21 protein-coding genes and 1 pseudogene are annotated in these 23,800 nt (G+C 71.3%); 13 read left to right on the top strand and 9 right to left on the bottom strand.

Annotated features, from left to right (window positions below):
- Positions 1-24: 24 nt before the first annotated feature.
- Together ACIGAQ_RS12645 and ACIGAQ_RS12640 are read right to left on the bottom strand one after the other, a co-directional pair.
- Positions 25-477: pseudogene (locus ACIGAQ_RS12645) on the bottom strand (peroxiredoxin); the annotation flags it as partial.
- 110 nt (positions 478-587) lie between these two features.
- Positions 588-1,025 (bottom strand): DUF3052 domain-containing protein, encoded by a 438-nt coding sequence (locus ACIGAQ_RS12640; RefSeq protein ID WP_179272703.1) that lies wholly within the window; start codon positions 1,023-1,025, stop codon positions 588-590.
- 420 nt (positions 1,026-1,445) lie between these two features.
- Between ACIGAQ_RS12640 and aceE the strand changes: the two genes are divergently transcribed.
- A complete protein-coding gene (aceE, locus tag ACIGAQ_RS12635) occupies positions 1,446-4,193 on the top strand; it encodes a pyruvate dehydrogenase (acetyl-transferring), homodimeric type (RefSeq protein WP_311685030.1) in 2,748 nt (915 codons plus the stop codon).
- Positions 4,194-4,276: 83 nt separating this feature from the next.
- Positions 4,277-5,011: a potassium channel family protein gene (locus tag ACIGAQ_RS12630; protein WP_399781932.1), complete on the top strand. Its 735-nt coding sequence runs from the start codon at positions 4,277-4,279 to the stop codon at positions 5,009-5,011.
- A 65-nt stretch (positions 5,012-5,076) separates the two neighbouring features.
- Here the strand turns inward: ACIGAQ_RS12630 and ACIGAQ_RS12625 are convergent, their stop codons facing one another.
- On the bottom strand, positions 5,077-5,388 hold the full coding sequence (locus tag ACIGAQ_RS12625) for a small hydrophobic protein (protein ID WP_399781929.1): 312 nt from the start codon (positions 5,386-5,388) through the stop codon (positions 5,077-5,079).
- A gap of 242 nt (positions 5,389-5,630) precedes the next feature.
- Positions 5,631-7,250, bottom strand: coding sequence for an MFS transporter (locus tag ACIGAQ_RS12620; RefSeq protein ID WP_311685035.1), 1,620 nt, complete (start codon positions 7,248-7,250; stop codon positions 5,631-5,633).
- Positions 7,251-7,366: 116 nt separating this feature from the next.
- Between ACIGAQ_RS12620 and ACIGAQ_RS12615 the strand changes: the two genes are divergently transcribed.
- The 3 genes from ACIGAQ_RS12615 to ACIGAQ_RS12605 all read left to right on the top strand — a co-directional run bounded on the left by ACIGAQ_RS12615 (position 7,367) and on the right by ACIGAQ_RS12605 (position 10,199).
- Positions 7,367-7,999 (top strand): TetR family transcriptional regulator, encoded by a 633-nt coding sequence (locus tag ACIGAQ_RS12615; protein ID WP_311685036.1) that lies wholly within the window; start codon positions 7,367-7,369, stop codon positions 7,997-7,999.
- 73 nt (positions 8,000-8,072) lie between these two features.
- Complete coding sequence (locus ACIGAQ_RS12610) at positions 8,073-9,281, top strand: alpha/beta hydrolase (RefSeq protein WP_399781925.1); 1,209 nt, start codon at positions 8,073-8,075, stop codon at positions 9,279-9,281.
- Between the two features lie 66 nt (positions 9,282-9,347).
- Positions 9,348-10,199: a DUF4429 domain-containing protein gene (locus ACIGAQ_RS12605; protein WP_399783142.1), complete on the top strand. Its 852-nt coding sequence runs from the start codon at positions 9,348-9,350 to the stop codon at positions 10,197-10,199.
- 110 nt (positions 10,200-10,309) lie between these two features.
- Here ACIGAQ_RS12605 and ACIGAQ_RS12600 read toward each other — a convergent pair whose 3' ends face one another.
- Positions 10,310-11,323 (bottom strand): aldo/keto reductase, encoded by a 1,014-nt coding sequence (locus ACIGAQ_RS12600; protein WP_311685039.1) that lies wholly within the window; start codon positions 11,321-11,323, stop codon positions 10,310-10,312.
- Positions 11,320-11,784 carry a MerR family transcriptional regulator gene (locus ACIGAQ_RS12595; RefSeq protein ID WP_094058082.1) on the bottom strand — a complete coding sequence of 155 codons (465 nt, stop codon included), beginning with the start codon at positions 11,782-11,784 and terminating at the stop codon, positions 11,320-11,322. Before ACIGAQ_RS12595 ends, ACIGAQ_RS12600 begins: the two co-directional genes overlap by 4 nt.
- Positions 11,785-11,944: 160 nt before the next feature.
- Between ACIGAQ_RS12595 and ACIGAQ_RS12590 the strand changes: the two genes are divergently transcribed.
- Positions 11,945-12,760, top strand: a complete 816-nt coding sequence (locus ACIGAQ_RS12590) for a serine hydrolase domain-containing protein (RefSeq protein ID WP_311685041.1) — start codon at positions 11,945-11,947, stop codon at positions 12,758-12,760.
- Between the two features lie 34 nt (positions 12,761-12,794).
- On the opposite strand, the gene ACIGAQ_RS12585 is transcribed toward ACIGAQ_RS12590, so the two are convergent.
- The gene (locus ACIGAQ_RS12585; RefSeq protein WP_311685255.1) at positions 12,795-13,445 is read right to left on the bottom strand and encodes a pirin family protein; all 651 of its coding nucleotides are present in this window, start codon (positions 13,443-13,445) and stop codon (positions 12,795-12,797) included.
- Between the two features lie 62 nt (positions 13,446-13,507).
- Between ACIGAQ_RS12585 and fasR the strand changes: the two genes are divergently transcribed.
- The 5 genes from fasR (at position 13,508) to fabF (ending at position 18,444) form a co-directional block, all read left to right on the top strand.
- Positions 13,508-14,713, top strand: a complete 1,206-nt coding sequence (fasR, locus tag ACIGAQ_RS12580) for a fatty acid biosynthesis transcriptional regulator FasR (RefSeq protein WP_094057321.1) — start codon at positions 13,508-13,510, stop codon at positions 14,711-14,713.
- An 89-nt stretch (positions 14,714-14,802) separates the two neighbouring features.
- Complete coding sequence (locus ACIGAQ_RS12575) at positions 14,803-15,738, top strand: ACP S-malonyltransferase (RefSeq protein WP_399781919.1); 936 nt, start codon at positions 14,803-14,805, stop codon at positions 15,736-15,738.
- A 16-nt stretch (positions 15,739-15,754) separates the two neighbouring features.
- Positions 15,755-16,756 (top strand): ketoacyl-ACP synthase III, encoded by a 1,002-nt coding sequence (locus ACIGAQ_RS12570; protein WP_311685045.1) that lies wholly within the window; start codon positions 15,755-15,757, stop codon positions 16,754-16,756.
- Between the two features lie 81 nt (positions 16,757-16,837).
- Entirely contained in the window at positions 16,838-17,086 is a 249-nt protein-coding gene (locus ACIGAQ_RS12565; RefSeq protein WP_003989952.1) for an acyl carrier protein, read from the top strand.
- 86 nt (positions 17,087-17,172) lie between these two features.
- Positions 17,173-18,444 (top strand): beta-ketoacyl-ACP synthase II, encoded by a 1,272-nt coding sequence (gene fabF / locus ACIGAQ_RS12560; protein WP_311685053.1) that lies wholly within the window; start codon positions 17,173-17,175, stop codon positions 18,442-18,444.
- Positions 18,445-18,589: 145 nt separating this feature from the next.
- Here the strand turns inward: fabF and ACIGAQ_RS12555 are convergent, their stop codons facing one another.
- Complete coding sequence (locus tag ACIGAQ_RS12555) at positions 18,590-19,084, bottom strand: DUF3145 domain-containing protein (protein WP_311685055.1); 495 nt, start codon at positions 19,082-19,084, stop codon at positions 18,590-18,592.
- A 258-nt stretch (positions 19,085-19,342) separates the two neighbouring features.
- Between ACIGAQ_RS12555 and ACIGAQ_RS12550 the strand changes: the two genes are divergently transcribed.
- On the top strand, positions 19,343-20,236 hold the full coding sequence (locus tag ACIGAQ_RS12550; protein WP_362274348.1) for an SGNH/GDSL hydrolase family protein: 894 nt from the start codon (positions 19,343-19,345) through the stop codon (positions 20,234-20,236).
- Positions 20,237-20,246: 10 nt separating this feature from the next.
- Positions 20,247-21,218 carry an aldose epimerase family protein gene (locus ACIGAQ_RS12545; protein WP_399781913.1) on the top strand — a complete coding sequence of 324 codons (972 nt, stop codon included), beginning with the start codon at positions 20,247-20,249 and terminating at the stop codon, positions 21,216-21,218.
- A gap of 88 nt (positions 21,219-21,306) precedes the next feature.
- On the opposite strand, the gene ACIGAQ_RS12540 is transcribed toward ACIGAQ_RS12545, so the two are convergent.
- Entirely contained in the window at positions 21,307-23,784 is a 2,478-nt protein-coding gene (locus ACIGAQ_RS12540; RefSeq protein WP_399781910.1) for a glycoside hydrolase family 3 protein, read from the bottom strand.
- Positions 23,785-23,800: the final 16 nt, after the last annotated feature.

Raw genomic sequence — 23,800 nt, 5'->3', positions numbered from 1 at the left:
GCTCGCCGCCCGACCGGCGTCACAGGAGTCGAGCGCCTTCACGTAGTCGTTCAGGTCGCGCGCGTCCGGCAGGCCGTTGACGACGGTCCACCGCACGACGCCCTCCTTGTCGATGACGAAGGTGCCGCGCACCGCGCAGCCCTTGTCCTCGTCGAAGACGCCGTAGGCGCGCGAGACGTTGCCGTGCGGCCAGAAGTCGGACAGCAGCGGGTACTCCAGGCCCTCCTGCTCGGCGAAGACGCGCAGGGTGTGGATGGAGTCGTTGGAGACGGCGAGGAGCTGGGTGTCGCGGTCGGCGAGCAAGGGCAGGTTGTCGCGCAGCTCGCGGAGCTCGCCGGTGCACACGCCGGTGAAGGCGAAGGGGTAGAAGAGCAGCACCACGTTCCGCCGGCCGCGGAGGTCGGACAGCCGCACGGTCCTGCCGTGGTTGTCCTTGAGCTCGAAGTCGGGGGCCTTCTCGCCGACCTGGATCGCCATCGTCGCGGTTGTCCCTTCGTGCGGCGTCTGCGGTGCGACGACCACCCTACGCAGGGATCCGCGCAGGCCTGCGGGCGGGCCGACGGTGCCGGCCCGCCCGGTCCGTACGCCTAGCGCTTGGACTTGGCTGCTTTGGGCGTCGCCAGGCGGCTCCCGCTCCAGTCCTTGCCGACGCTGACGCTCTTGGACGCCGTCAGGCCGGCGGTCGTGGCGGCTTCCGAGATGTCACTCGGCTCCACGTAACCCGAACGGCCGGTCTTCGGCGTGAGGAGCAGAATCGCGCCGCCCTCTTCGATGTACGTGGTGGCATCGACCAGCGCATCCGTCAGGTCGCCGTCGTCGTCACGGAACCACAGCACAACGGCGTCGGCCACGTCGTCGTAGTCCTCGTCCACCAGGTCGCTCTCGACGATGCCCTCGATGGCCTCGCGGAGTTCCTGGTCCACGTCGTCGTCGTAGCCGATCTCCTGGACCACCTGCCCGGGCTGGAACCCCAGCCTGGCGGCAGGGTTCGTCCGCTCCTCCGCGTGGTCCGCGGTCGCGCTCACGGGTTGCCTCCTGATCATGTCTTGGGAAATGTCTCAGCCACGCGCGTGCGCGAAGCATTGGCCGTAGTCCACACGGGCGGGACCGATCGCGCAAGTACCCGGCCGTTCAGACCGCCGAAACGGTGACGATCCTGGCCGTGTCACCGCAACTCCAGGCACACCATCATGGCCCCAGGTGACGCACACCACACCTTTCTGCCCCGTTTGGGCGTTTGGGAATCGTCTGTGGGTACGAGACTCGCAAGTATTCGCCCCATACGTCACGGAGTCGATCTCACGCACGGGTTACCGCTCGGTAGAGATGACGTTTCACGGCCCCGAGGTGGACCATGGGGAACGGCGCAGCCCCCCAGCGACGACGCCCAGCGACGACAGCGAAACAGCGGCCCTCGCACGGCCCTCTGACAGGTAAGGAACAGCGTGGCTTCCGCATCCGATCGCAACCCGATCATCATTGGCGGCCTTCCGAGTCAGGTTCCTGACTTCGATCCCGAAGAGACGCAGGAGTGGCTCGACTCCCTCGACGCCGCCGTCGACGAGCGAGGCCGGGAACGCGCCCGCTACCTGATGCTGCGGCTGATCGAGAGGGCCCGCGAGAAGCGCGTGGCCGTGCCGGAGATGCGCAGCACGGACTACGTCAACACCATCCCCACCAAGAGCGAGCCGTTCTTCCCGGGCAACGAGGAGATCGAGCGCAGGATCCTCAACGCCACCCGCTGGAACGCCGCCGTGATGGTCTCCCGCGCCCAGCGCCCCGGCATCGGCGTCGGCGGCCACATCGCCACGTTCGCCTCCTCCGCCTCCCTCTACGACGTCGGCTTCAACCACTTCTTCCGCGGCAAGGACGAGGGCGACGGCGGCGACCAGGTCTTCTTCCAGGGCCACGCCTCCCCCGGCATCTACGCCCGCGCCTTCCTGCTGGACCGGCTCAGCGAGCAGCACCTGGACGGCTTCCGCCAGGAGAAGTCCAAGGCGCCGTACGCGCTGTCGTCGTACCCGCACCCGCGGTCGATGCCGGACTTCTGGGAGTTCCCGACGGTGTCGATGGGCCTCGGCCCGATCGGTGCGATCTACCAGGCGCGCATGAACCGCTACATGGAGGCGCGCGGGATCGCCGACACCTCCAAGTCGCACGTCTGGGCGTTCCTCGGTGACGGCGAGATGGACGAGCCGGAGTCGCTGGGCCAGCTGTCCATCGCCGCCCGCGAGGGCCTGGACAACCTCACGTTCGTCGTCAACTGCAACCTGCAGCGCCTGGACGGCCCGGTGCGCGGCAACGGCAAGATCATCCAGGAGCTGGAGTCGATCTTCCGCGGTGCCGGCTGGAACGTGATCAAGCTGGTCTGGGACCGCACCTGGGACCCGCTGCTCGCCCAGGACCGCGACGGCGTGCTGGTCAACAAGATGAACACCACGCCGGACGGGCAGTTCCAGACGTACGCCACGGAGACCGGCGCGTACATCCGCGACCACTTCTTCGGCGACGACCACCGGCTGCGCGCGATGGTCGAGAACATGACCGACGACCAGATCCTGCACCTGGGCCGCGGCGGTCACGACCACCGCAAGATCTTCGCGGCGTACAAGGCGGCCGTGGAGCACAAGGGGCAGCCGACGGTCATCCTGGCCAAGACGATCAAGGGCTGGACGCTCGGCCCGAACTTCGAGGGCCGCAACGCCACGCACCAGATGAAGAAGCTGACGGTCGACGACCTCAAGCGCTTCCGCGACCGTCTGCACCTGCCGATCCCGGACAAGGAGCTGGAGTCCGGCGTGCCGCCGTACTACCACCCGGGCCGGGACTCGGAGGAGATCCAGTACATGCACGACCGCCGCAGGAGCCTCGGCGGTTACGTCCCGACCCGCGTCGTCCGCTCCGAGCCGCTGCCGCTGCCGGAGGACAAGACGTACGCGACCGTGAAGAAGGGCTCGGGCCACCAGTCCATCGCGACGACCATGGCCTTCGTCCGGCTCCTGAAGGACCTCATGCGGGACAAGGAGATCGGCAAGCGGTTCGTGCTGATCGCGCCGGACGAGTACCGCACCTTCGGCATGGACTCGTTCTTCCCGAGCGCGAAGATCTACAACCCGCTCGGGCAGCAGTACGAGTCGGTCGACCGCGAGCTGCTGCTGGCCTACAAGGAGTCGCCGAACGGCCAGATGCTGCACGACGGCATCTCGGAGGCGGGCTGCACGGCCTCGCTCATCGCCGCCGGCTCGGCCTACGCCACCCACGGCGAGCCGCTCATCCCGGTCTACGTCTTCTACTCGATGTTCGGCTTCCAGCGCACCGGCGACCAGTTCTGGCAGATGGCCGACCAGCTGGCGCGCGGTTTCGTCCTGGGCGCGACCGCCGGCCGCACGACCCTGACCGGTGAGGGCCTGCAGCACGCGGACGGCCACTCGCAGCTGCTGGCCTCGACGAACCCGGGCTGCGTGGCGTACGACCCGGCGTTCGGCTTCGAGATCGCGCACATCGTCAAGGACGGGCTGCGCAGGATGTACGGCAGCTCGCCCGAGCACCCGCACGGCGAGGACGTCTTCTACTACCTGACCGTCTACAACGAGCCCATCCAGCACCCGGCCGAGCCCGAGAACGTGGACGTCGAGGGCATCCTCAAGGGCCTGTACCGCTTCAGCGAGGGCACGGCCGGCCAGACCCCGGCGCAGATCCTGGCCTCCGGTGTCGCGCTGCCCTGGGCGATCGAGGCCCAGAGGCTCCTGGCCGACGACTGGAACGTCAAGGCCGACGTCTGGTCGGCGACCTCCTGGAACGAGCTGCGGCGCGACGCCGTGGCCTGCGAGGAGCACAACCTGCTGCACCCCGAGGAGGAGCAGCGGGTGCCGTACGTGACCCGCAAGCTGGCGGACGCGCAGGGGCCGGTCGTGGCGGTCTCCGACTGGATGCGGTCGGTTCCGGACCAGATCGCGCGCTGGGTGCCGCAGCCGTACCAGTCGCTCGGCGCGGACGGTTTCGGCTTCGCCGACACCCGGGGTGCGGCGCGCCGCTTCTTCCACATCGACGCGCAGTCGATCGTGGTCGCGGTCCTCACCGAGCTGGCCCGTGAGGGCAAGGTCGACCGGTCGGTGCTCAAGCAGGCGATCGACCGGTACCAGCTGCTGGACGTGTCGGCGGCGGACCCGGGGGCCGCGGGCGGCGACGCATAACACGTCAGACCCTGTCAAGGGGTGGTGAGGCTCACGGGTACACCGTGGGCACACCACCCCTTCACGTTTCCTACGATGCGCCCATGCAGCAGCAGCCGGCCCGACTCCGTTGGGAACAGCGCACCCAGCGCCCCCTCTTCGCCCTGGCCCTGGCCTTCGCCGTGGCCTACGCCGTGCCGATCGTCCGGCCGGACGCGGGCCGGGAGGTGGTCGAGGTCTGCACGGCCGTGGAGTGGGTGGTGTGGGGGGCGTTCGCCCTCGACTACCTCGTCCGCCTCGCCCTGGCCGAGCGGCGGCTGCCGTTCGTCCGTGCGCACTGGCTCGACCTCGCCGCGGTGCTGCTGCCGCTGCTGCAGCCGCTGCGCCTGCTGCGTCTGGTGTCCACGTTGCTGCTCGTCGGGCAGCGGGCGCGGATGGCCTCGCAGATACGGCTCACGACGTACGTCGCCGGCTCGGTGGTCGGGCTGCTGATGTTCGGCTCGCTGGCCGTGCTGAGCGTGGAGCGGGACTCGCCGGACGGGAACATCCGGACGCTGGGTGACGCGGTGTGGTGGTCCTTCACGACGATGACGACCGTGGGCTACGGGGACCACGCGCCGACGACCGGGCTGGGCCGGATGCTCGCGGTCGGGCTGATGCTGTCCGGGATCGCGCTGCTGGGTGTGGTGACGGCGAACATCGCCGCCTGGTTCATCGCCCGGTTCGAGAAGGACGACGTGGAGGAGCGGCGGCAGACCCAGGCGATACAGGAGCTGACGGAGGAGGTCCGGGCGCTGCGCGACGAACTGGCGGCACTGAAGGGGACGTCGGTGAAATGACAGGAAGGAGGCCCCCGGCGCGGTTGCCGGAGGCCTTCCCTCACGTCCCCGGGGCTGACGGCACGTCAGAAGAGCATGCCGTTGCCCGGAGTCGCCGCTCCCGCCAGCCAGACCAGGGCCAGAAGCGTGTCGATGGCGCCCAGGACGAGGGCGACCACGGCCGTGACGGGCCGGGAGCCCGCCCAGGAACGGCCCATGGCGAGCCAGCCGCAGACGATCGCCACGGGGCCGAGAACGATCCCCAGCACGAAGAAACCGGCGACCGCGCAGATGACTCCGACGAGTCCGAGCGTCGCGCGATCCGGCCCGGTACGTGACCACGTCCGGCCACGTGAGCGGGGGTGCCTGCGCGTGCCGTGCCCGAAGCTCGCCATCATCAACTCCCGTCGACCCTCGATAGGTTGGGCTCGATGCGGTACGACATGGCGAGTACCCCGGATGCGGCCGTCAATCCCGCTGCCTGCGCGCCACCCCCCTCCGGCAGCGCGCCGCAGCGTCCGTCCCCCCATGCCCTGCGGAGGACTTGACCCACTGTGACCTGGAGTGAGGGCGGGAGGGGAGGGATCACCGGCCTCGTTCACCCTGATGGGCGAACTCGGCCGGGATCCGCGGCACTCCGTCAGATGTGCCCGACGCCCGCGCCCGCCTCGGCGTTCTCCCCGCGCTTGGTGAGGAACGCGACGAACACGGCGACGGCGGCCACGCCTGCGGCGGTCAGCGAGGCCAGGCTCATGCCGTCGATGAACGTGGTGTGCGCGACCTCGGTGATCTTCGCGGCGATCTGCTCGGGCGTGCCCGGAGGCACCGGGGCGATGCCCTGCTGGACGGTCAGCGCGGCCTGCTCGGTCTGGGCCGGCGTGAGCGGGGGCAGTCCCGCCTCCGCCCAGTTGCCGGCCAAGTCGTTGTCGACCTTGGAGGCCATGACCGCGCCCAGCACGGCCGTGCCCAGGCTGCCGCCGATCTGCATGGCGGCCTGCTGGAGGCCGCCGGCGACACCGGAGAGCTCCATCGGGGCGTTGCCCACGATGACCTCCGTGGCGCCGACCATGACGGGCGCGAGGCCGAGGCCGAGCAGGGCGAACCAGACGGACATGACGCCGCTGCCGGTCCCCGCGTCCAGCGTGGACATGCCGTACATGGCGACAGCGGTGCAGGCCATGCCGCCGGCCAGCGGGATGCGCGGGCCGAACTTGGTGATCATCACGCCGGCGAGCGGCGAGCCGACGATCATCATGCCGGTGAGCGGCAACAGGTGCAGACCCGCGTCGATCGGGCTCATGCCGTGCACGTTCTGCAGGTAGAACGTCACGAAGAACAGGCCGCCCATGAACGCGATGGCCATGAGGACCATGAGGACGACACCCGCCGACAGCGGGACAGAACGGAACAGCGCCAGCGGGATCAGCGGCTCCTTGACCTTCGTCTCCCAGAGGGCGAAGAGCCCGAAGCCGACGACCGACGCGACGATGAACGACCAGGTCTTCAGATCGCCCCAGCCCCACTCCGGGGCTTTGATCAGAGCCCAGACGAGGCAGAACATCGCGGCCGACAGCAAGGCGATGCCGAGCAGGTCGAAGGAGCGCGGGGCGTTCTCGGCGCGGTGGTCCAGCAGGATCCACACACCCAGGACGACGGCGAGGACGCCGACCGGCACGTTGATGAAGAACACCGACTGCCAGTTGACGTGCTCGACGAGCACGCCGCCGAGGATCGGGCCGCCGGCGGTGGAGGCACCGATGACCATGCCCCAGATGCCGATGGCCATGTTCAGCTTCTCCGCCGGGAAGGTGGCCCGCAGCAGGCCGAGCGCGGCCGGCATCAGCAGGGCGCCGAAGAGCCCCTGGAAGACGCGGAAGACGATGACCGCGGTGATGCCCTTGGACAGTCCGATGGCGGCCGAGGAGGCGGCGAAGCCCGCCACGCCTATGAGGAACGTCTGCCGGTGGCCGAACCGGTCACCGAGCTTGCCCGCGGTGATCAGGGAGACCGCGAGGGCGAGGAAGTAGGCGTTGGTGATCCATTGCAGATCCGACCAGGAGGCTCCCAGGTCCTTGCCGATCGCCGGGTTGGCAATGGCCACGATGGTGCCGTCGAGGGCCACCATCATGACCCCCACTGCGACGGTGATGAGGGTGAGCCAGGGGTGCCCCCGCAGCCCCTTGCCCGGCGTCGCGCCCGACGGCGTCGCCGGTGTCTTGCCGCCCGGCCCCGTCGTGTCGATGGTGGTCTGACTAGTCATACGTTCGAGGCTAATGACAGCCACTGACAATTGACAAACCAATTCACTAGTCGGTAACTGACACGACATGCCCGTATAGCCTGAGCTGGGGAAACCCTTCAGACGAGAGGAACGCCTTGAACCTGCGCGAACGCAAGAAGCAGCGCACCCGGGACGCCCTGCTGCGGGCCGCCCTGGAGCTGTTCGCCACGCGCGGGTACGAGGAGACGACCGTCGACGACATCGCCGCCGCCGTCGACGTCTCGCAGCGCACCTTCTTCCGCTACTTCGCCGGCAAGGAGGAGACGGCGTTCTTCGTGCCGCGGCTCGCGGAGGCCCTCGTCGTGGACGCCGTCCGGGCCCGCCCGCCGGACGAGGTGCCGCTGGAGGCGCTGCGCCGGGCCGTCGTGGAGAGCTGGGACACGATCCACGAGGCCGTCGAGGAGATCGTGCCGCTCGATCTCCACATGCGCGTCTACCGGGTGATCGAGTCGACGCCCGCGCTGCTCGCCGCGCATCTGCGCCGGGCGGCGGAGCTGGAGGAGCAGCTCGCCGGCATCATCGCCGAGCGCGAAGGACTCGACGTGGACGCCGATCCGCGTCCGAGAATCGTCGTCGCGCTGTTCGGCGGGGTGATCCGTGTCACCGAGCGGCTGTGGTCCGCGGGGGACGACCTCACCATGGAGGGTCTGCGCGCACTCACCACGGCCTACCTCGATCAGGTGGGGCCCGCGCTGGCCGGGAACTGGCGTACGGAGCCGTCCCCTTAACGCACACACCGAAACGTGATCCCGGTCACTTGGTTAACGCGAGACCCTCTCGTTCTCCTAGTGTGTCCTTTCAGTGACTTCCTTCGACACCTCCCCGCAACTGAACGTCTGGCGCGCACTGCTCGCTCTGGCCGTCGTCTTCGTGATGCTGGCGACCACCGGCTGGACGGCGCTGCGCAACCAGCGGGGTGACACGCCGCTGCAGGCCTCCCTCTCCGCGTGGGAGGAGGGGCGGATCGCCGGTCACCGTCTTCCGGACCCCCGGTCCGAGCCGGCGAAGCTGGCCCGCTTCTTCGCCTCGCTCGGGGAGCGGGACCGCGCGAGCCTGGTCCGCAAGTACTCCCTCGCGGTCGGCAACATGAACGGCGCCCCGGTCGAGCTGCGCTACCGGGCCAACCGCCTGGCCCTGGCCGAGGCGCGCAAGGTCGAGCGGGAACGCATGCACGACAAGCGCCTCACCCCGGCCGGACAGCACGAGGCCGGGCGCCGGATGCACCGCTTCGAGGACCTCCTGGAGAAGGGCCGCCGCATCCTGGCCTTCGACCCGGAGGGCTCGGGCCGCGTCGCGGAGGTCTTCGGCGATCTGCGCACGGCGGAGCGGGTCTCGGTCGTCGTGCCCGGCGTCGACACCGATTTGCTCACCTTCCAGCGCACCCACCGCCCGTACGCGGCGCCCGTCGGCATGGCCAGGGCCCTGTACGCGGCGGAGAAGCAGGCGAGCCCCTCGACCCGTACGGCCGTGATCGCCTGGGCCGACTACACGGCGCCGAGCGGACTCGGCATCGACTCCGCGACCGCGATGCGCGCCGAGGACGGCGCCGTACGGCTGCAGGCGCTGGTGCGCGCGCTGCCCGGGCACTCGCCGGTGTCGTTGTTCTGCCACAGCTACGGTTCCGTGGTCTGCGGGGTCGCGGCGGACGGCCTGCCGGGCCGGGTGTCCGACATCGCGGTGGCCGGCAGTCCCGGCATGCGCGTCGAGAAGGCCGCCCACCTGCGCACCGATGCCCGGGTGTGGGCCATGCGGGACGCCGACGACTGGATCCAGGACGTTCCGTACCTGGAGCTCGGCGGGCTGGGGCACGGTGCCGACCCGGTGTCCGCCGGGTTCGGGGCGCGGGTGCTGTCGGCGGCGGGCGCGAAGGGTCACGCCGGGTACTTCGTGCCGGGCACGGCAAGTCTGTTCAATTTCGCAGAGATCGGCGTTGGCGCATACCGCTCGGTGCACTGCGCGCACGAAGACGGCGTCTGCCGGACCGGTTTGTCCGGTACGGCGGCGGCCTGACGCGCGTAGAGGCGAAGGAATTGCGGTCTGCTCGGGAGGGGGACGGAGGAGCGCGTGCCGCATACGATGAGCCGCATGGGTGACGTACTGGCCGGATTTCATGCCGCCTGGGAGTTCGAGTCCGACTCCGTGCTCATCCGTTACGAACGAGGGATTCGAACACCCAAGCTCTTCCAGGCGCTCGGGGAACGGCGCGTCCCCCTCGACGCCCTCGCCGGCGTGACACTGACGCGGGGCCGGCGCGGCACCGTCGTGCTGCGGGTCGAGCCGCGCCCCGGGGCCGACCCGCTGATGGAGGCGGCCGCCGGGCAGCTGAAGGAGAGCGGCGACCCCTACCGGCTGGTGCTGCCCGCGGAGCGGGAGGTGCTCGCGGAGTACTACGCCGACGAGTTGCGGGGGCTGCTGACGGAGACCGGACCGGCGGACCGGTTCCTCGTGGAGCCGCCGAAGGGGCCGCTGTCGTTCAAGGCGTACGACGGGAAGGCCTCCTTCGACGGACGGACCGTGAACTTCCGCTGGTTCTGGACGGGTGCGTCGTCGGCGAAGTGGAAGGCCGGCGACCAGAGCTTCTCCGTCGAGGAGCTCAACGGGGTGGAGTGGCGCTCGCCGGAGGTCTTCGAGGGGCATCTGCGGTTGCTGCGGCGGGACGCCGGGGAGTCGGCGGCGCAGGCCGACCAGGACCCGGCCGCGGTGGTGTTCGGGCTGGGGTACGGGCCGGTGCACGAGTCGTTGCCGTTCGCGGCGGCGGTGCTGGCCGCGGTGCGGACGTCCAGTCCGGTGGCCGCCGTGCCCGCGCCGCGCCGTGATCCCGCGGACATCGCCGAGCGGATCCGGCATCTCGGGGAGCTGCACCAGGCCGGGCTGGTGACGGACGAGGAGTTCTCGGTCAAGAAGGCGCAGTTGCTGGCGGAGCTCTAGCGTCCGCCCCGGTCTCGCCGTGGAGGGGCGCGGGTTCGTGCGTGGCCGGTCGCGCACCAGCGCAAGGTGCCGCACATCGGCACAGCCCCGCGCCCCTTCAGGGCGCTTCGCTACTCCCGGCCCGCCGACGTGAAGGTCATGTCCGCGTAGCGGTTGCCCGCCACCTGGGCCGCGATGCCGTCCAGCAGGTCCAGTTGCTCGTCCGTCAGGACGATCCTGGTCGCCGCCGTGTTCTCCTCGACCCGGGAGGGCTTGCGGGTGCCCGGGATCGGGATGACCGGGAGGTCGCGCAGCGTCGCCTGCTGGTGCACCCAGGCCAGGGCGATCTGGCCCGGGGAGGCGTCGTGGGCCCGGGCGACCGAGCGGATCAGCTCCAGCAGGGGCGCGTTGGCCGTGGCGTTGTCGCCGGTGAAGCGGGGCTGCTGACGGCGGAAGTCGTCCGACGACAGCTCCTCCGCCCTGGTGAACGAGCCCGTGAGGAAGCCCCGCCCGAGCGGGGAGTACGGGACGAGGGCCACGCCCAGCTCGCGGGCCGCGGGCACGACGTGCGTCTCGATGTCACGGCTGAACAGCGACCACTCCGACTGCACGGCGGCGATGGGGTGCACGGCGTGCGCGGCGCGCAGTTCGCCGGCCGTGACCTCGCTCAGGCCGAGGTGCTTGACCTTGCCCTCGCGGACCAGGTCGGCCATCGTGCCGACGCTCTCCTCGATCGGCACGTTCACATCGCGCCGGTGCATGTAGTAGAGGTCGATGGCCTCGACGTCCAGGCGCTTCAGGCTGGCCTCGACGGCCTGGCGGATGTAGGGCGGGTCGTTGCGGATGACGCGGCGCGTCGGCTCGTCCGCGGGGATGGACAGGGCGAACTTGGTCGCGATGACGACCTCGTCGCGGTGGGCCTTGAAGAACGGCGACAGGAACCGCTCGTTCTCGCCGGCACCGTACGCGTCGGCCGTGTCGTAGAGGGTGACGCCCAGTTCGAGGGCCCGCTCCAGGGTGGCCCGGGACGCGTCCGCGTCCGCGGGGCCGTAGGCGAAGCTCATGCCCATGCAGCCGAGGCCCTGGACACCCACCTCGGGGCCGTGGTCGCCGAGCTTCGCCGTCGTGATCGTGCCGTCCGTCATCGGGACCTCTCCGACGCCAGGGCACGCCCGGCGTCCGCGTAGAAACTGATCTTCCGGTCGAGCACGGCGAGCGTGCCGCGGAGTTCCTCGATCCGCGCGAGGACGTCCTCACGGGTCGTCTGCAGCAGCTCGAAGCGCTCGGTGTAGGTGTGGTCGCCCTCGCGCACCAGTTCCGCGTACCTGACCATGTCGGCGACCGGCATGCCCGTCAGGCGGAGTTTGCCGACCAGGTCCAGCCAGTCGAGGTCGCGGTTGGTGTAGCGGCGCTGACCTGTGTGGGAGCGGTCGATGTGCGGCATCAGGCCGATGCGCTCGTACCAGCGCAGGGTGTGGGCCGTCAGGCCGGTGAAGGCGACGACCTCGCTGATCGTGTAGCGGTCCTGGCCGTCCGGGCGCCGGTTCTGCTGCGGCGGGCCGGCGCACGTGTCGGTCCTGGTCCCCGTGGTCTCCATCACCGTCATGCCCCCAACGCTAGAACCTTGGAGTGCGCTCCAAGCAAGCGCCGACGGCAAGAAATCGGCAGGACGCCTCCCGATCCGGTGGCTCAGCGTACGGGTCGGGGCCCGGTGGGGACCCGCCCCCTTGCCGGAGCCGGTGCCGTGAGCGCATAGGCTCGAACGCATGTCGCTGAAGAGCCTCGCGCTGATCGAGAACTGGCCGGTTCCCACCGCCGCGGCGGGTGTCGTCCGGGCGGACGGCACGGTCCTGGGCACCCACGGCCCGGCCGGGCGGCGGTTCCCGCTCGCCTCGGTGACCAAGCCGCTGGCCGCCTACGCGGTGCTGGTCGCCTACGAGGAGGGCGCGATCGAGTTCGACGAGCCCGCCGGCCCGGCCGGGTCGACCGTCCGGCACCTGCTCGCCCACACCTCGGGCCTCGCCTTCGACGAGCACAAGGTCACGGCCCCGCCCGGGGAGCGGCGGCTGTACTCCAACGCCGGGTTCGAGCAGCTCGGCGACCATGTCGCGAAGGCGACCGACATCCCGTTCGCCGAGTATCTGCGGCAGGCCGTGCTGGAGCCGCTGGGCATGACCTCGACGACCCTGGAGGGCTCCCCGGCCAAGGACGGCGTCTCCACGGTGGAGGACCTGCTGCGCTTCGCCGCCGAGGTGCAGGCCCCCCGGCTGCTGGACCCGCGTACGGTCGCCGGGGCGATGAGCGTGCACTACCCGGGCACCAAGGGCGTCCTGCCGGGGTACGGCCACCAGAACCCCAACGACTGGGGGCTCGGCTTCGAGATCCGCGACTCCAAGTCGCCGCACTGGACGGGCGCTTCGTCCTCGCCCCGCACGTTCGGGCACTTCGGGCAGTCCGGGACGTTCCTGTGGATCGACCCGGATGCGCGGGCGGCGTGCGTGGCGCTGACGGACCGGGCGTTCGGGCCCTGGGCGATCGAGGCGTGGCCGCCGTTCACGGACGCGGTGCTGGCCGAGGTCTAGCAGCGGCCCCGCGTTCCGGAAGCGGCGCCGAGCTCTAGGCCATCTCCCAGACGAGGAGCTCGGCGGGCGTCACGGCTTCGGCCTCCAGGCCCTTGGCGCCGGTGATCCGGGCCGCGTCGCCGGCGCCCAGCCGCTCGCCGTCCAGACGCACCTCACCGCGCACGACGTGCACGTACGCGTACGCCGCGTCCGGCACCGCCGTCCGCTCCCCCGCGCCCAGCCGCCGTACGTGCAGCATCGCGCCGGCCTCGGGCAGGGCGTAGGGCGTGGAGTCGGCGATGCCGTGGACGACCTCGTAGAACGGGTCGCCGCCGGGACTCAGCGGGGCGAGCCACATCTGCAGGAAGGTCAGGGGCTGCGTTCCGTCGTTGCGCTCCACGTGCCGCACCCCGCCCGCCGAGCTGAGCCGCTGCACGTCGCCGTGGCGGACGACCGACTCGTGCCCGGCGGAGTCACGGTGCGTCAGTTCGCCCTCCACCACCCAGGTCACGATCTCGGTGTGGCTGTGGGGGTGCTCGTCGAATCCGGCGCCCGGGGCCAGCCGCTCCTCGTTGCAGGCGAGCACCGCGCCGAAGCGGAGGTTGTCCGGGTCGTAGTGGGCCCCGAAGGAGAAGGCGTGCCGGGTCTCGATTCCGGCCGCCGGGTCGCCGCCCCGGTAGCGCTCGTCAGCGCGCCGAATGTCCATCACGGTGACCACCGTAGACCCGGCGGCGCACCTTCCCGTCCGGATAAGGCAGTCTTGTCCCCGTGCCCGAACCCGAAACCAGCAAGAACGCAGCCGCAGCCCCCGACGTCCACGCCCACGCGGCGACGCTGAAGCGCCTGGAGAAGTCGTCCGGATCGCTCGCCGCGCAGGCCATCGCGCGGATGGACGAGACGCTGCCCTGGTACCGGGCCATGCCCCCGGAGAACCGTTCCTGGATCGGTCTGGTCGCGCAGGCGGGCATCGCCGCGTTCACCGAGTGGTTCCGGCATCCGGACGCCCCGCAGGCCATCTCCACCGACGTGTTCGGCACCGCGCCGCGCGAGCTGACCCGGGCGATCACGCTGCGGCAGACCGTGGAGATGGTGCGCACCACCATCGAGGTCATGGAGTCCGCGATCGACGAGGTCGCGGCCCCCGGCGACGAGAGCGTCCTGCGCGAGGCGCTGCTGGTGTACGCCCGCGAGATCGCCTTCGCCACCGCCCAGGTGTACGCCCAGGCCGCCGAGGCACGCGGTGCCTGGGACGCCCGGCTGGAGTCCCTGGTCGTGAACGCCGTGCTGAGCGGCGAGGCCGACGAGGGCGCCGTGTCGCGGGCCGCCGCCCTGGGCTGGAACTCGCCCGAGCACGTGTGCGTGGTGCTCGGCACGGCACCCGACGGGGACAGCGAACTGACCGTCGAGGCGATACGGCGGGCGTCCCGGCACGCCAAGCTCCAGGTGCTGACCGGGGTGCTCGGCGACCGGCTGGTCGTCATCGCGGGCGGCAGCGACAACCCGCTGGCCGTGGCCAAGTCGCTCATCGGCCCGTTCGCCGCCGGGCCGGTCGTGGCCGGGCCGGTGGTGCCCGATCTGCAGGCCGCGACCCGGTCCGCGCAGGCCGCCGCCGCGGGCCTCAAGGCGTGTTCCGCCTGGCAGGACGCCCCGCGCCCGGTCCTCGCCGACGACCTGCTCCCGGAGCGGGCGATCGCCGGTGACCCCTCGGCCCGTGAGCAGCTGGTGGAGGAGATCTACAGACCGCTGGAGGAGGCCGGGGCGGCGCTCCTGGAAACCCTCAGCGTCTATCTCGAACAGGCGAGCAGTCTGGAAGGCGCGGCCCGGATGCTGTTCGTGCATCCCAACACCGTCCGCTACCGGCTTCGACGTGTGACTGACGTCACCGGCTGGTCACCCTCCGATGTACGCTCTGCGTTCACGCTGCGGATCGCGCTGATCCTGGGGCGTCTGGTCGATGGAGATCTCCAGCCCTAAGGTTTTGTGGAAGCTCGACAAAACCCCCTCGTGTTCTTCGTCCCTGTCCCCACGGGCGGCCGTGCCCGTACCCAAGAGAGAGTGTGAGAGTGCTCGTACTCGTCGCTCCCGGCCAGGGCGCCCAGACGCCCGGCTTCCTGACTGAATGGCTCGACCTCCCCGGTGTCCGCGGTGCCCTGGAGGCATGGTCCGACGCCGCGGGGATCGACCTGATCCGTTACGGCACCGAGGCCGACGCGGAGGAGATCCGCGACACCGCGGTGGCGCAGCCGCTGCTCGTCGCGGCCGGCATGGTGTCCGCGTCCCTGCTGTTCGAGGACCCGGCCGACCTCCCGCGCACGGTCGGCGCCCTCGCCGGTCACAGCGTCGGCGAGTTCACCGCCGCCTCGCTCGCCGGGGTGCTCCCGCACGAGGAGGCGCTGCGCCTGGTCCGCACCCGGGGCCTCGCCATGGCCCAGGCCGCGGCCGTCACCGAGACGGGCATGGCCGCGCTGCTGGGCGGCGACCCCGCCGTGACGGTTCCGCACCTGGAGAAGCTGGGCCTGACCCCGGCGAACATCAACGGCGCGGGCCAGATCGTCGCGGCCGGCACCAAGGAGCAGCTCGCCGCGCTGGAGGCGGACAAGCCCGAGGGTGTGCGCAAGGTCGTCGCGCTGAAGGTCGCCGGCGCGTTCCACACGCACCACATGGCTCCCGCGGTCGAGACGCTGGCGAAGGCCGCCGCCGACGCCCGGGGCACCGGCGATCCGAAGGTCACCTACGTCTCCAACAGGGACGGGCAGGCCGTCGCCGCCGGCAGCGAGGTGCTGGAGCGGCTGGTCGGCCAGGTCGCCAACCCGGTCCGCTGGGACCTGTGCATGGAGACCTTCAAGGAGCTCGGGGTCACGGCCCTGATCGAGGTCTGCCCGGGCGGCACCCTCACCGGCCTGGCCAAGCGGGCCCTGCCGGGTGTGCGGACGCTGGCCCTGAAGTCCCCCGCCGACCTCGACGCCGCTCGCGAGCTCATCGCCGAGCAGAGTGCCTGACAAGGAGCCCGAGAGCATGGCGAAGATCAAGCCCAGCAAGGGCGCCCCGTACGCGCGGATCCTCGGCGTCGGCGGTTACCGCCCGACCCGGGTCGTGCCGAACGAGGTGATCCTGGAGACGATCGAGTCGTCCGACGAGTGGATCCGCTCGCGCTCCGGCATCGAGACGCGGCACTGGGCCTCCGACGAGGAGACCGTCGCGCAGATGTCGATCGAGGCGTCCGGCAAGGCCATCGCGGACGCGGGCATCTCCGTGGAGCAGATCGGCGGCGTGATCGTCTCGACCGTCTCGCACTTCAAGCAGACGCCGGCCGTCGCCACCGAGATCGCCGACAAGCTGGGCACGGACAGGGCCGCCGCCTTCGACATCTCCGCGGGCTGCGCGGGCTTCGGCTACGGCCTGACCCTCGCCAAGGGCATGATCGTCGAGGGTTCCGCGGAGTACGTCCTGGTGATCGGCGTCGAGCGGCTGAGCGACCTGACCGACCTGGAGGACCGGGCGACGGCCTTCCTGTTCGGCGACGGTGCCGGCGCGGTCGTGGTCGGCCCGTCCCAGGAGCCGGCGATCGGCCCGACCGTGTGGGGCTCCGAGGGCGACAAGTCCGACACCATCAAGCAGACCGTGCCGTGGACGGACTACCGCGACGGGACGGTCGAGAAGTTCCCCGCGATCACCCAGGAAGGCCAGGCGGTCTTCCGCTGGGCCGTGTTCGAGATGGCGAAGGTCGCCCAGCAGGCGCTGGACGCGGCCGGGATCACCGCGGACGACCTGGACGTCTTCATCCCGCACCAGGCCAACGTGCGGATCATCGACTCGATGGTGAAGACCCTGAAACTGCCGGAGCACGTCACGGTCGCGCGTGACATCCGCACCACCGGCAACACCTCGGCCGCCTCGATCCCGCTCGCGATGGAGCGGCTCCTGGCGACCGGCGAGGCGAAGAGCGGCGACACCGCGCTCGTCATCGGCTTCGGGGCGGGTCTCGTCTACGCCGCGACTGTCGTTACCCTCCCCTAGGCACTCCGTGCCGGATCATGCGGTCCGGGACGGGAAGAACCACCTGCCACACCCTCTGGATATCTACGAAGGAGCGCCAACATGGCCGCCACTCAGGAAGAGATCGTCGCCGGTCTCGCCGAGATCGTGAACGAGATCGCCGGCATCCCGGTTGAGGACGTCCAGCTGGACAAGTCCTTCACCGACGACCTGGACGTCGACTCGCTGTCCATGGTCGAGGTCGTCGTCGCCGCCGAAGAGCGCTTCGACGTCAAGATCCCGGACGAGGACGTCAAGAACCTCAAGACGGTCGGCGACGCGACCGACTACATCCTCAAGCACCAGGGCTGATCGACCGATCAGGCCCTCGGGCTGACTGCCCCGCCACCCGGCGGTGGCGCCGCTTAATCCTCGGATCCGTTGGAGAAAGAATTCCCGTGAGCTCGACCAATCGCACCGTGGTCGTCACCGGTATCGGCGCAACCACACCGCTGGGTGGCGACGCAGCCTCTACCTGGGAGGGCCTGGTCGCCGGACGTTCCGGCGTCAAGCCCCTGGAGCAGGACTGGGCGGCCGACCAGGCCGTCAAGATCGCGGCCCCGGTCGCCGTGGAGCCGACCGAGGTCATCCCCCGGCCGCAGGCCCGCCGCCTGGACCGCTCGGCGCAGTTCGCGCTGGTCGCCGCCAAGGAGGCCTGGGCCGACGCCGGTTTCGAGGCGAAGGCCGGCGAGGACCCGAACGTCGACCCCGACCGGCTGGGCGCGGTCATCGCCTCCGGCATCGGCGGCGTGACGACGCTGCTCGACCAGTACGACGTGCTGAAGGAGAAGGGCGTCCGCCGCGTCTCCCCGCACACCGTTCCCATGCTGATGCCCAACAGCCCGTCGGCCAACGTCGGTCTGGCCGTCGGCGCCCGGGCGGGCGTGCACACGCCGGTCTCCGCCTGCGCGTCCGGCGCCGAGGCCATCGGCTACGCCATCGAGATGATCCGCACCGGCCGCGCCGACGTCGTCGTCGCGGGTGGCACGGAGGCGGCGATCCACCCGCTGCCCATCGCCGCGTTCGGCAACATGATGGCGATGTCCAAGAACAACGACGACCCGCAGGGCGCCTCGCGTCCCTACGACGTCGCCCGCGACGGCTTCGTCCTCGGTGAGGGCGCCGGTGTCGTGGTCCTGGAGTCCGCCGAGCACGCCGCGAAGCGCGGGGCCCGGGTGTACGCCGAGGCGGTCGGGCAGGGCATCTCCGCCGACGCGCACGACATCGTGCAGCCGGAGCCTGAGGGGCGGGGCATCTCGCACGCCCTGCAGAACCTGCTGGAGCGCACCGACCTGGACCCGTCGGAGATCGTGCACGTGAACGCGCACGCGACGTCGACGCCGGCCGGTGACATCGCCGAGCTGAAGGCGCTGCGCAAGGTGTTCGGTGACGATACCGACCACATCGCGGTGTCGGCGACGAAGTCGATGACCGGGCATCTGCTCGGTGGCGCGGGTGGTGTCGAGACGGTGGCGACGGTGCTCGCGCTGTACCACCGGGTGGCTCCGCCGACGATCAACGTGGAGAACCTGGACCCGGAGGCCGAGGCGAACGCCGACGTCGTCCGGGGTGAGGCCCGGAAGCTGCCCGTCGAGGGCCGTATCGCGGCGCTGAACGACTCGTTCGGGTTCGGTGGGCACAACGTGGTGCTGGCGTTCCGGACGGTTTGATCCTGAGCGTTGAACGGCCCGGACTTCTTGGGTGGAGTTCGGGCCGTTCGCCGTTTCTGTGACGTTGTGTGCCGGGTGCCGGCCGGTGGGGGTTGTGCGCACCTACACGGCGGAGCCGCACATCGACACGGCCCCCCGCCCCTGATCACACCACCTGGTGGAGCCAGCGGACCGGGGCGCCCTCTCCCGCGTAGCGGAAGGGTTCGAGCTCGTCGTCCCAGGGCTTGCCGAGCAGCTTGTTGAGCTCGGCTTCCAGGTCGGTCTCGCCCTGACGGCTGCGCTGGAGGGCCGCGCGCAGGCGGTCCTCGGGGATGAGGATGTCGCCGTGCATGCCGGTGACGGCGTGGTAGATGCCCAGGTCGGGGGTGCAGCTGTAGCGCTCGCCCTCGGCGGTGGGGCAGGGTTCCGCGGTGACCTCGAAGCGCAGCAGGTGCCAGCCGCGCAGCGCGGAGGCCAGCTTGGACGCCGTGCCCACCTGGCCCTGCCAGGAGAACTCCGAGCGCCAGGTGCCGGGCGCGGCGGGCTGGCGGATCCAGTCCAGGCTGACGCGTGTGCCGAGCACCCCGGCGACGGCCCACTCGACGTGCGGGCACAGCGCGCGCGGCGCGGAGTGCACGTACAGAACTCCACGTGTCGTCACCGGAACCTCCGGGCAGAGCGGACCATCTTGGAACAGGCGGAACGGCGGTGACCGGGCGGGTCACGTTGATGGCGAGGCTACCGTGCGGGGGCGCGAGGAGTGTGACGTACGGTCGGTCCAGGTGCCGGGAAACTCCCGCCATTCACCCAGGGGGACGCTTGTGCGGGTGTGAGCCGTTGCACCTGATCGGCCGGGAACCCTCGTGCGGTGTCATGGGTTGGGGAGACAGGGACTCCACGGCGAGGGGACGGACCAGACATGCGGACGCGGAGCCATCGCGCACGGAGTGTTCTCGCCGTGGTCGCCGCGGCCATGCTGGGCGTGGCCGGGTGCGATGCCGTGGGCGGGGACTCCGCCGCCCCGTCCGAGCGGGCGAAACCTTCCCCGAAGCCCACGCCCCTGTGGGACCGCAGCCCGCGTTCGATCGCGGCCGTCGGTGACTCGATCACGCGGGCCTTCGACGCGTGTGACGTGCTGTCGGACTGCCCGGAGGCGTCCTGGGCGACCGGCACCAGCCCCGAGGTGGACTCGCTGGCGGTGCGGCTGCTGGGCAGGACCGAAGCCCCCCGGCGGAGCTGGAACTTCGCCGTGACGGGCGCGCGGATGGCCGATCTGCCCGGGCAGATGGCCCGGGCCGTACGGCGGGGACCGCAGCTGGTGACGGTGATGGTCGGGGCGAACGACGCCTGCCGGGCCACGCCCTCGGCGATGACCCCGGTCTCCGCCTTCCGCGCGGACTTCGAGGACGCGCTGCGTTCCCTGCGCAAGGCCCTGCCCAAGACCCAGGTGTTCGTGGCGAGCGTGCCCGACCTGAAGCGGCTGTGGTCCGAGGGCCGTTCCAGTGCCATGGCCAAGCAGGTCTGGCAGCTGGGCATCTGCCCGTCGATGCTGGGTGACGCGGACGCCCTGGACGCGTCGGCGGCCCAGCGGCGCGACGCGGTGAGCGAGCGCGTGGCGGACTACAACAAGGTCCTGAAGGAGGTCTGCGCCGAGGACGAGCGGTGCCGCCATGACGGCGGGGCGGTCCACGACTACCGCTTCGGCACGGCCCAGTTGAGCCGCTGGGACTACTTCCACCCGAGCGTGAACGGACAGGCCCGGTTGGCGGAGATCGCGTACCGCGCCGTCACGGCGGCCAAGCCCCTGACCTAGAGTTCCGCACATGAACGAACTCTTCGGCACACTTCCCGACGGGACCCCGGTGCACCGCTGGACGCTGGAGCGGGCGGACGTACGGGTGCGGGTGCTGTCGTACGGCGGGATCGTGCAGTCGGTCGAGGTGCCGGACCGGACGGGGCGGGCCGCCGACGTGGTGCTGGGGTTCCCGGATCTCGCCGGGTACCTGGCCCATCCGGAGCCGTATCTCGGGGCCCTGATCGGGCGGTACGCCAACCGCATCGCCGGGGCCCGCTTCCCGCTGGAGGGGCGGACGTACGCCCTGGAGGCGAACAACGGGCCGAACTCGCTGCACGGCGGGGCGCGTGGCTTCGACCGGCGGGTGTGGGACGTCACCCCGGTCGAGTACGGGGTGCGGCTGGCGCGGGTCAGCCCGCACGGCGAGGAGGGGTTCCCCGGCCGGCTGGAGGTCTCGGTGACGTACTCGCTCCTGGCGGGCGGGGCGCTGCGGATCGCGTACGAGGCGGCGACGGACGCGCCGACCGTGGTGAACCTGACGAACCACAGCTACTTCAACCTGGCCGGCTCCGGGGACGCGGGCGGTCACGAACTGCGGCTGGCGGCCGCCCGGTACACGCCGGTCGACGCGCACCTGATCCCGGCCGGCGGCCCTCAGGACGTGGCGGGCACGCGCTTCGACTTCCGTGCGGCCCGCAAGGTGGGCAGCGGCTACGACCACAACTTCGTGCTCGACAAGGGCGTGACGGAGTCCGCGGTGGAGGTCGCCGAACTGCACGACCCGGCGTCGGGGCGGGTGCTGACGGTGGCGACCACCGAACCCGGGCTTCAGCTCTACACCGGCGACCACCTGGGCGAGCCGTTCGCCCCCGGTGACGGCATCGCGCTGGAGACCCAGCACTTCCCCGACTCTCCGAACCGGCCCGACTTCCCCACGACCGTGCTGCGGCCGGGCGAGGTGTTCCGCTCGGAGACGGTGTACGGCTTCGGCGTGCGGTAGTCCCGGGCGGAGCCTTTCCCGCGCTCACGGCCCCGGTCCGGAGGTCAGGTCCCGGACCGGGGCTGCTGAGGGGGGACCTTGTCCCGGATCAGACGTTAATCGCCGCGGTGATCCTGCGGTCGGCGATCGAGCGTCCGACCTGGATCTCGTACGAACCCTTCACAAACGACCACGAGCCGGTCGCTTCGTCCCAGATCTCGAAAGCCCGGCGCGGCAGTTCGACCGTCGCCTCGACCGTCTCGCCGGGGCCCGCCTCGACGCCCGCGAAGCCGGCCAGCCAGCGCGCCGGGCGGGTGGGGTCCGCCTCGGCGGGCGCGAGGTAGAGCTGGACGACCTCGCGGCCGGAGCGGTCTCCGGTGTTGCGGAGGCGGACCGTCGCGGTGGTCGCGTGCGGTGTTCCGGTGACCTCGACCGACTCGTAGGTCCAGTCGGTGTAGCCGAGGCCGTGGCCGAAGGGGTAGGCGGGGGTGCGGCCGTGCTTCTCCCAGGCGCGGTAACCGATGAACACGCCCTCTTCGTAGACGAGTTCGCCGTTCTCGGGGACGACCCGGGTGACCGGCGCGTCGGCCAGGGAGCCCCAGGTGGTGGGCAGGCGGCCGCCGGGCTCCCGGGCGCCGGTGAGGACGTCCGCGAGGGCCGCGCCGCCCTCCTGGCCGGGGAACCAGGACAGCAGCACGGCGGCGACCTCGTCGCGCCAGGGCAGCTCCACCGGGGAGCCGGAGTTGACGACCACGACGGTGCGGGGGTTGGCGGCGGCGACGGCGCGCACGAGGTCGTCCTGGTGGCCGGGCAGGCGCAGGTCCGTGCGGTCGAAGCCCTCGGACTCGACGCGTTCGGTGGTGGCGACCACGACGACGGCCGTGTCGGCGGCCCGGGCGGCCTCGGCCGCCTCGGCGACGAGTTCCTCGGGAGTGCGCTGCGGGTCCTGGTGGGCGAGGGTGAAGCCGATGACCCGCATGGGCCGGCCGTCCGGCGGCGGGACCGTGTGAGCGAGGGAGACCTCGACCGGTTCCCCGGCGGTGAGGTCGACGCGGGCGTGCGGTACGGGCGGCCCGAAGAAGGTGAGGAACGGGTCGTCACCGTCGGGGCGTTGGACGTCGTCGTAGTAGACGGTGCCCGCGACGGCCAGCCGGAAGGGGCCGAGGCCCTTGATGCCGAAGGTGTGCGTGCCGCTCTCGCGCGGGGTGAAGGTGCCGGTCAGTTCGACGCTGTGCAGCTTCTCGTGGGTGACGCCCTCGGGGAGGTCGGCGCCCATCCATTGGATGTGGCCGCTGGGGGCTGAGCGGGTGCCGAGGACCTGACCGGCCGCGTCCCGGCAGACGGCACGCAGCTCGAAGCCCCGGTCGGCGATGGGGAGTTCGGTGTTGGGGTCGGCGCCGAGGGCGTAGGTGAGGGTGCCTTCGGGGAGGGCGGCGGTGAGGCCGTCAAGCGGGGAGACGGTGCGGGCTGGGAAGACGGTGGCCGAGCCGCCGCCGAGGACGCGGGCGTCGCGGGCGGCGGCGCCGATGAGCGCGACACGGCCGGGCCTCAGCGGCAGGGCGCCGCCTTCGTTGCGGACCAGGACGAAGGAGCGGCGGGCGATCTCGCGGGCGAGGGCCGCGCCGTCGGTGTCCGGGGGCGGTGCGGTGACGACGGGTTCGGCGCCCTCCAGGAGGCCGACCCGGGCGGCGAGGCGCAGTACGCGGCGGACGGCCGCGTCGACGAGGGCCTCGTCGGCCTCGCCGTCGCGCACGGCCCGGGCGAGGTTCTCGCCGTAGACGGTGCCGGGGCCGGGCATGGCGATGTCGAGGCCGCCGGTGAGGGCACCGGTGGTGGAGCGGGCGGCGGTCCAGTCGGAGACGTTGACGCCGTCGAAGCCCCAGGCGCCGCGCAGGACCTCGTTGACCAGGTGGTGGTGCTCGGTCATGGTCGGGCCGTTGACCGAGTTGTAGGCGGTCATGACGCCCCAGGGGCGGGCGTTCGCCACGATCGCCTCGAAGGGGGCCAGGTACAGCTCGCGCAGGGCGCGTTCGCTCACGAGGTTGTTCACGGTGAGGCGGTCGGTCTCGGCGTCGTTGGCGACGAAGTGCTTGACGGTGGTGCCGACGCCGCCGGACTGGACGCCCCGGACGTACGCGGTGCCGATCCGGCCGGTGAGGTACGGGTCCTCGCTGTAGGCCTCGAAGTGGCGGCCGCCCAGCGGGGAGCGGTGCAGGTTGACCGTGGGGGCGAGCAGGACGTGGACGCCCTTGCGGCGGGCCTCCTGGGCGAGCAGGACGCCGGCCCGGTGGGCGAGGTCCGGGTCCCAGGTGGCGGCGAGGGCGGTCGGGGAGGGCAGGGCGACGGACGGGTCGTCGGCGCTCCAGTGCACGCCGCGGACGCCGATCGGGCCGTCGGACATGACCAGCGACGCGAGGCCGGCCTCCGGCAGGGCGGGCAGGCTCCACATGTCCTGGCCGGCCAGGAGCCGTGTCTTGGCGTCCAGGTCGAGCCTGCCGAGGGCCGCCTCGACGGCCGCCTCGCGTCGTTCCTCCGCTGTCTCCGTCACGCCGGCACCTCCACGTCGAACGCCGCTGGATGTCACCATCGTGCACCCATAGCCT

The sequence above is a fragment of the Streptomyces sp. NPDC085932 genome (assembly GCF_044540525.1).
GTDB lineage: Bacteria > Actinomycetota > Actinomycetes > Streptomycetales > Streptomycetaceae > Streptomyces > Streptomyces levis.
This window is presented reverse-complemented; position numbering and strand designations above follow the sequence as displayed.

Excerpts from the sequence above, each read along its gene's own strand:
- ACIGAQ_RS12620 (WP_311685035.1), bottom strand. The coding sequence starts at position 7,250 with ATGACTAGTCAGACCACCATCGACACGACGGGGCCGGGCGGCAAGACA.
- ACIGAQ_RS12570 (WP_311685045.1), top strand. The coding sequence starts at position 15,755 with ATGGCGAAGATCAAGCCCAGCAAGGGCGCCCCGTACGCGCGGATCCTC.
- ACIGAQ_RS12630 (WP_399781932.1), top strand. The coding sequence starts at position 4,277 with ATGCAGCAGCAGCCGGCCCGACTCCGTTGGGAACAGCGCACCCAGCGC.
- ACIGAQ_RS12550 (WP_362274348.1), top strand. The coding sequence starts at position 19,343 with ATGCGGACGCGGAGCCATCGCGCACGGAGTGTTCTCGCCGTGGTCGCC.
- ACIGAQ_RS12585 (WP_311685255.1), bottom strand. The coding sequence starts at position 13,445 with ATGGACATTCGGCGCGCTGACGAGCGCTACCGGGGCGGCGACCCGGCG.
- ACIGAQ_RS12540 (WP_399781910.1), bottom strand. The coding sequence starts at position 23,784 with ATGGTGACATCCAGCGGCGTTCGACGTGGAGGTGCCGGCGTGACGGAG.
- ACIGAQ_RS12600 (WP_311685039.1), bottom strand. The coding sequence starts at position 11,323 with ATGACGGACGGCACGATCACGACGGCGAAGCTCGGCGACCACGGCCCC.
- ACIGAQ_RS12590 (WP_311685041.1), top strand. The coding sequence starts at position 11,945 with ATGTCGCTGAAGAGCCTCGCGCTGATCGAGAACTGGCCGGTTCCCACC.
- ACIGAQ_RS12625 (WP_399781929.1), bottom strand. The coding sequence starts at position 5,388 with ATGATGGCGAGCTTCGGGCACGGCACGCGCAGGCACCCCCGCTCACGT.
- ACIGAQ_RS12595 (WP_094058082.1), bottom strand. The coding sequence starts at position 11,784 with ATGACGGTGATGGAGACCACGGGGACCAGGACCGACACGTGCGCCGGC.
- ACIGAQ_RS12605 (WP_399783142.1), top strand. The coding sequence starts at position 9,348 with ATGAGCCGCATGGGTGACGTACTGGCCGGATTTCATGCCGCCTGGGAG.
- ACIGAQ_RS12545 (WP_399781913.1), top strand. The coding sequence starts at position 20,247 with ATGAACGAACTCTTCGGCACACTTCCCGACGGGACCCCGGTGCACCGC.
- ACIGAQ_RS12565 (WP_003989952.1), top strand. The coding sequence starts at position 16,838 with ATGGCCGCCACTCAGGAAGAGATCGTCGCCGGTCTCGCCGAGATCGTG.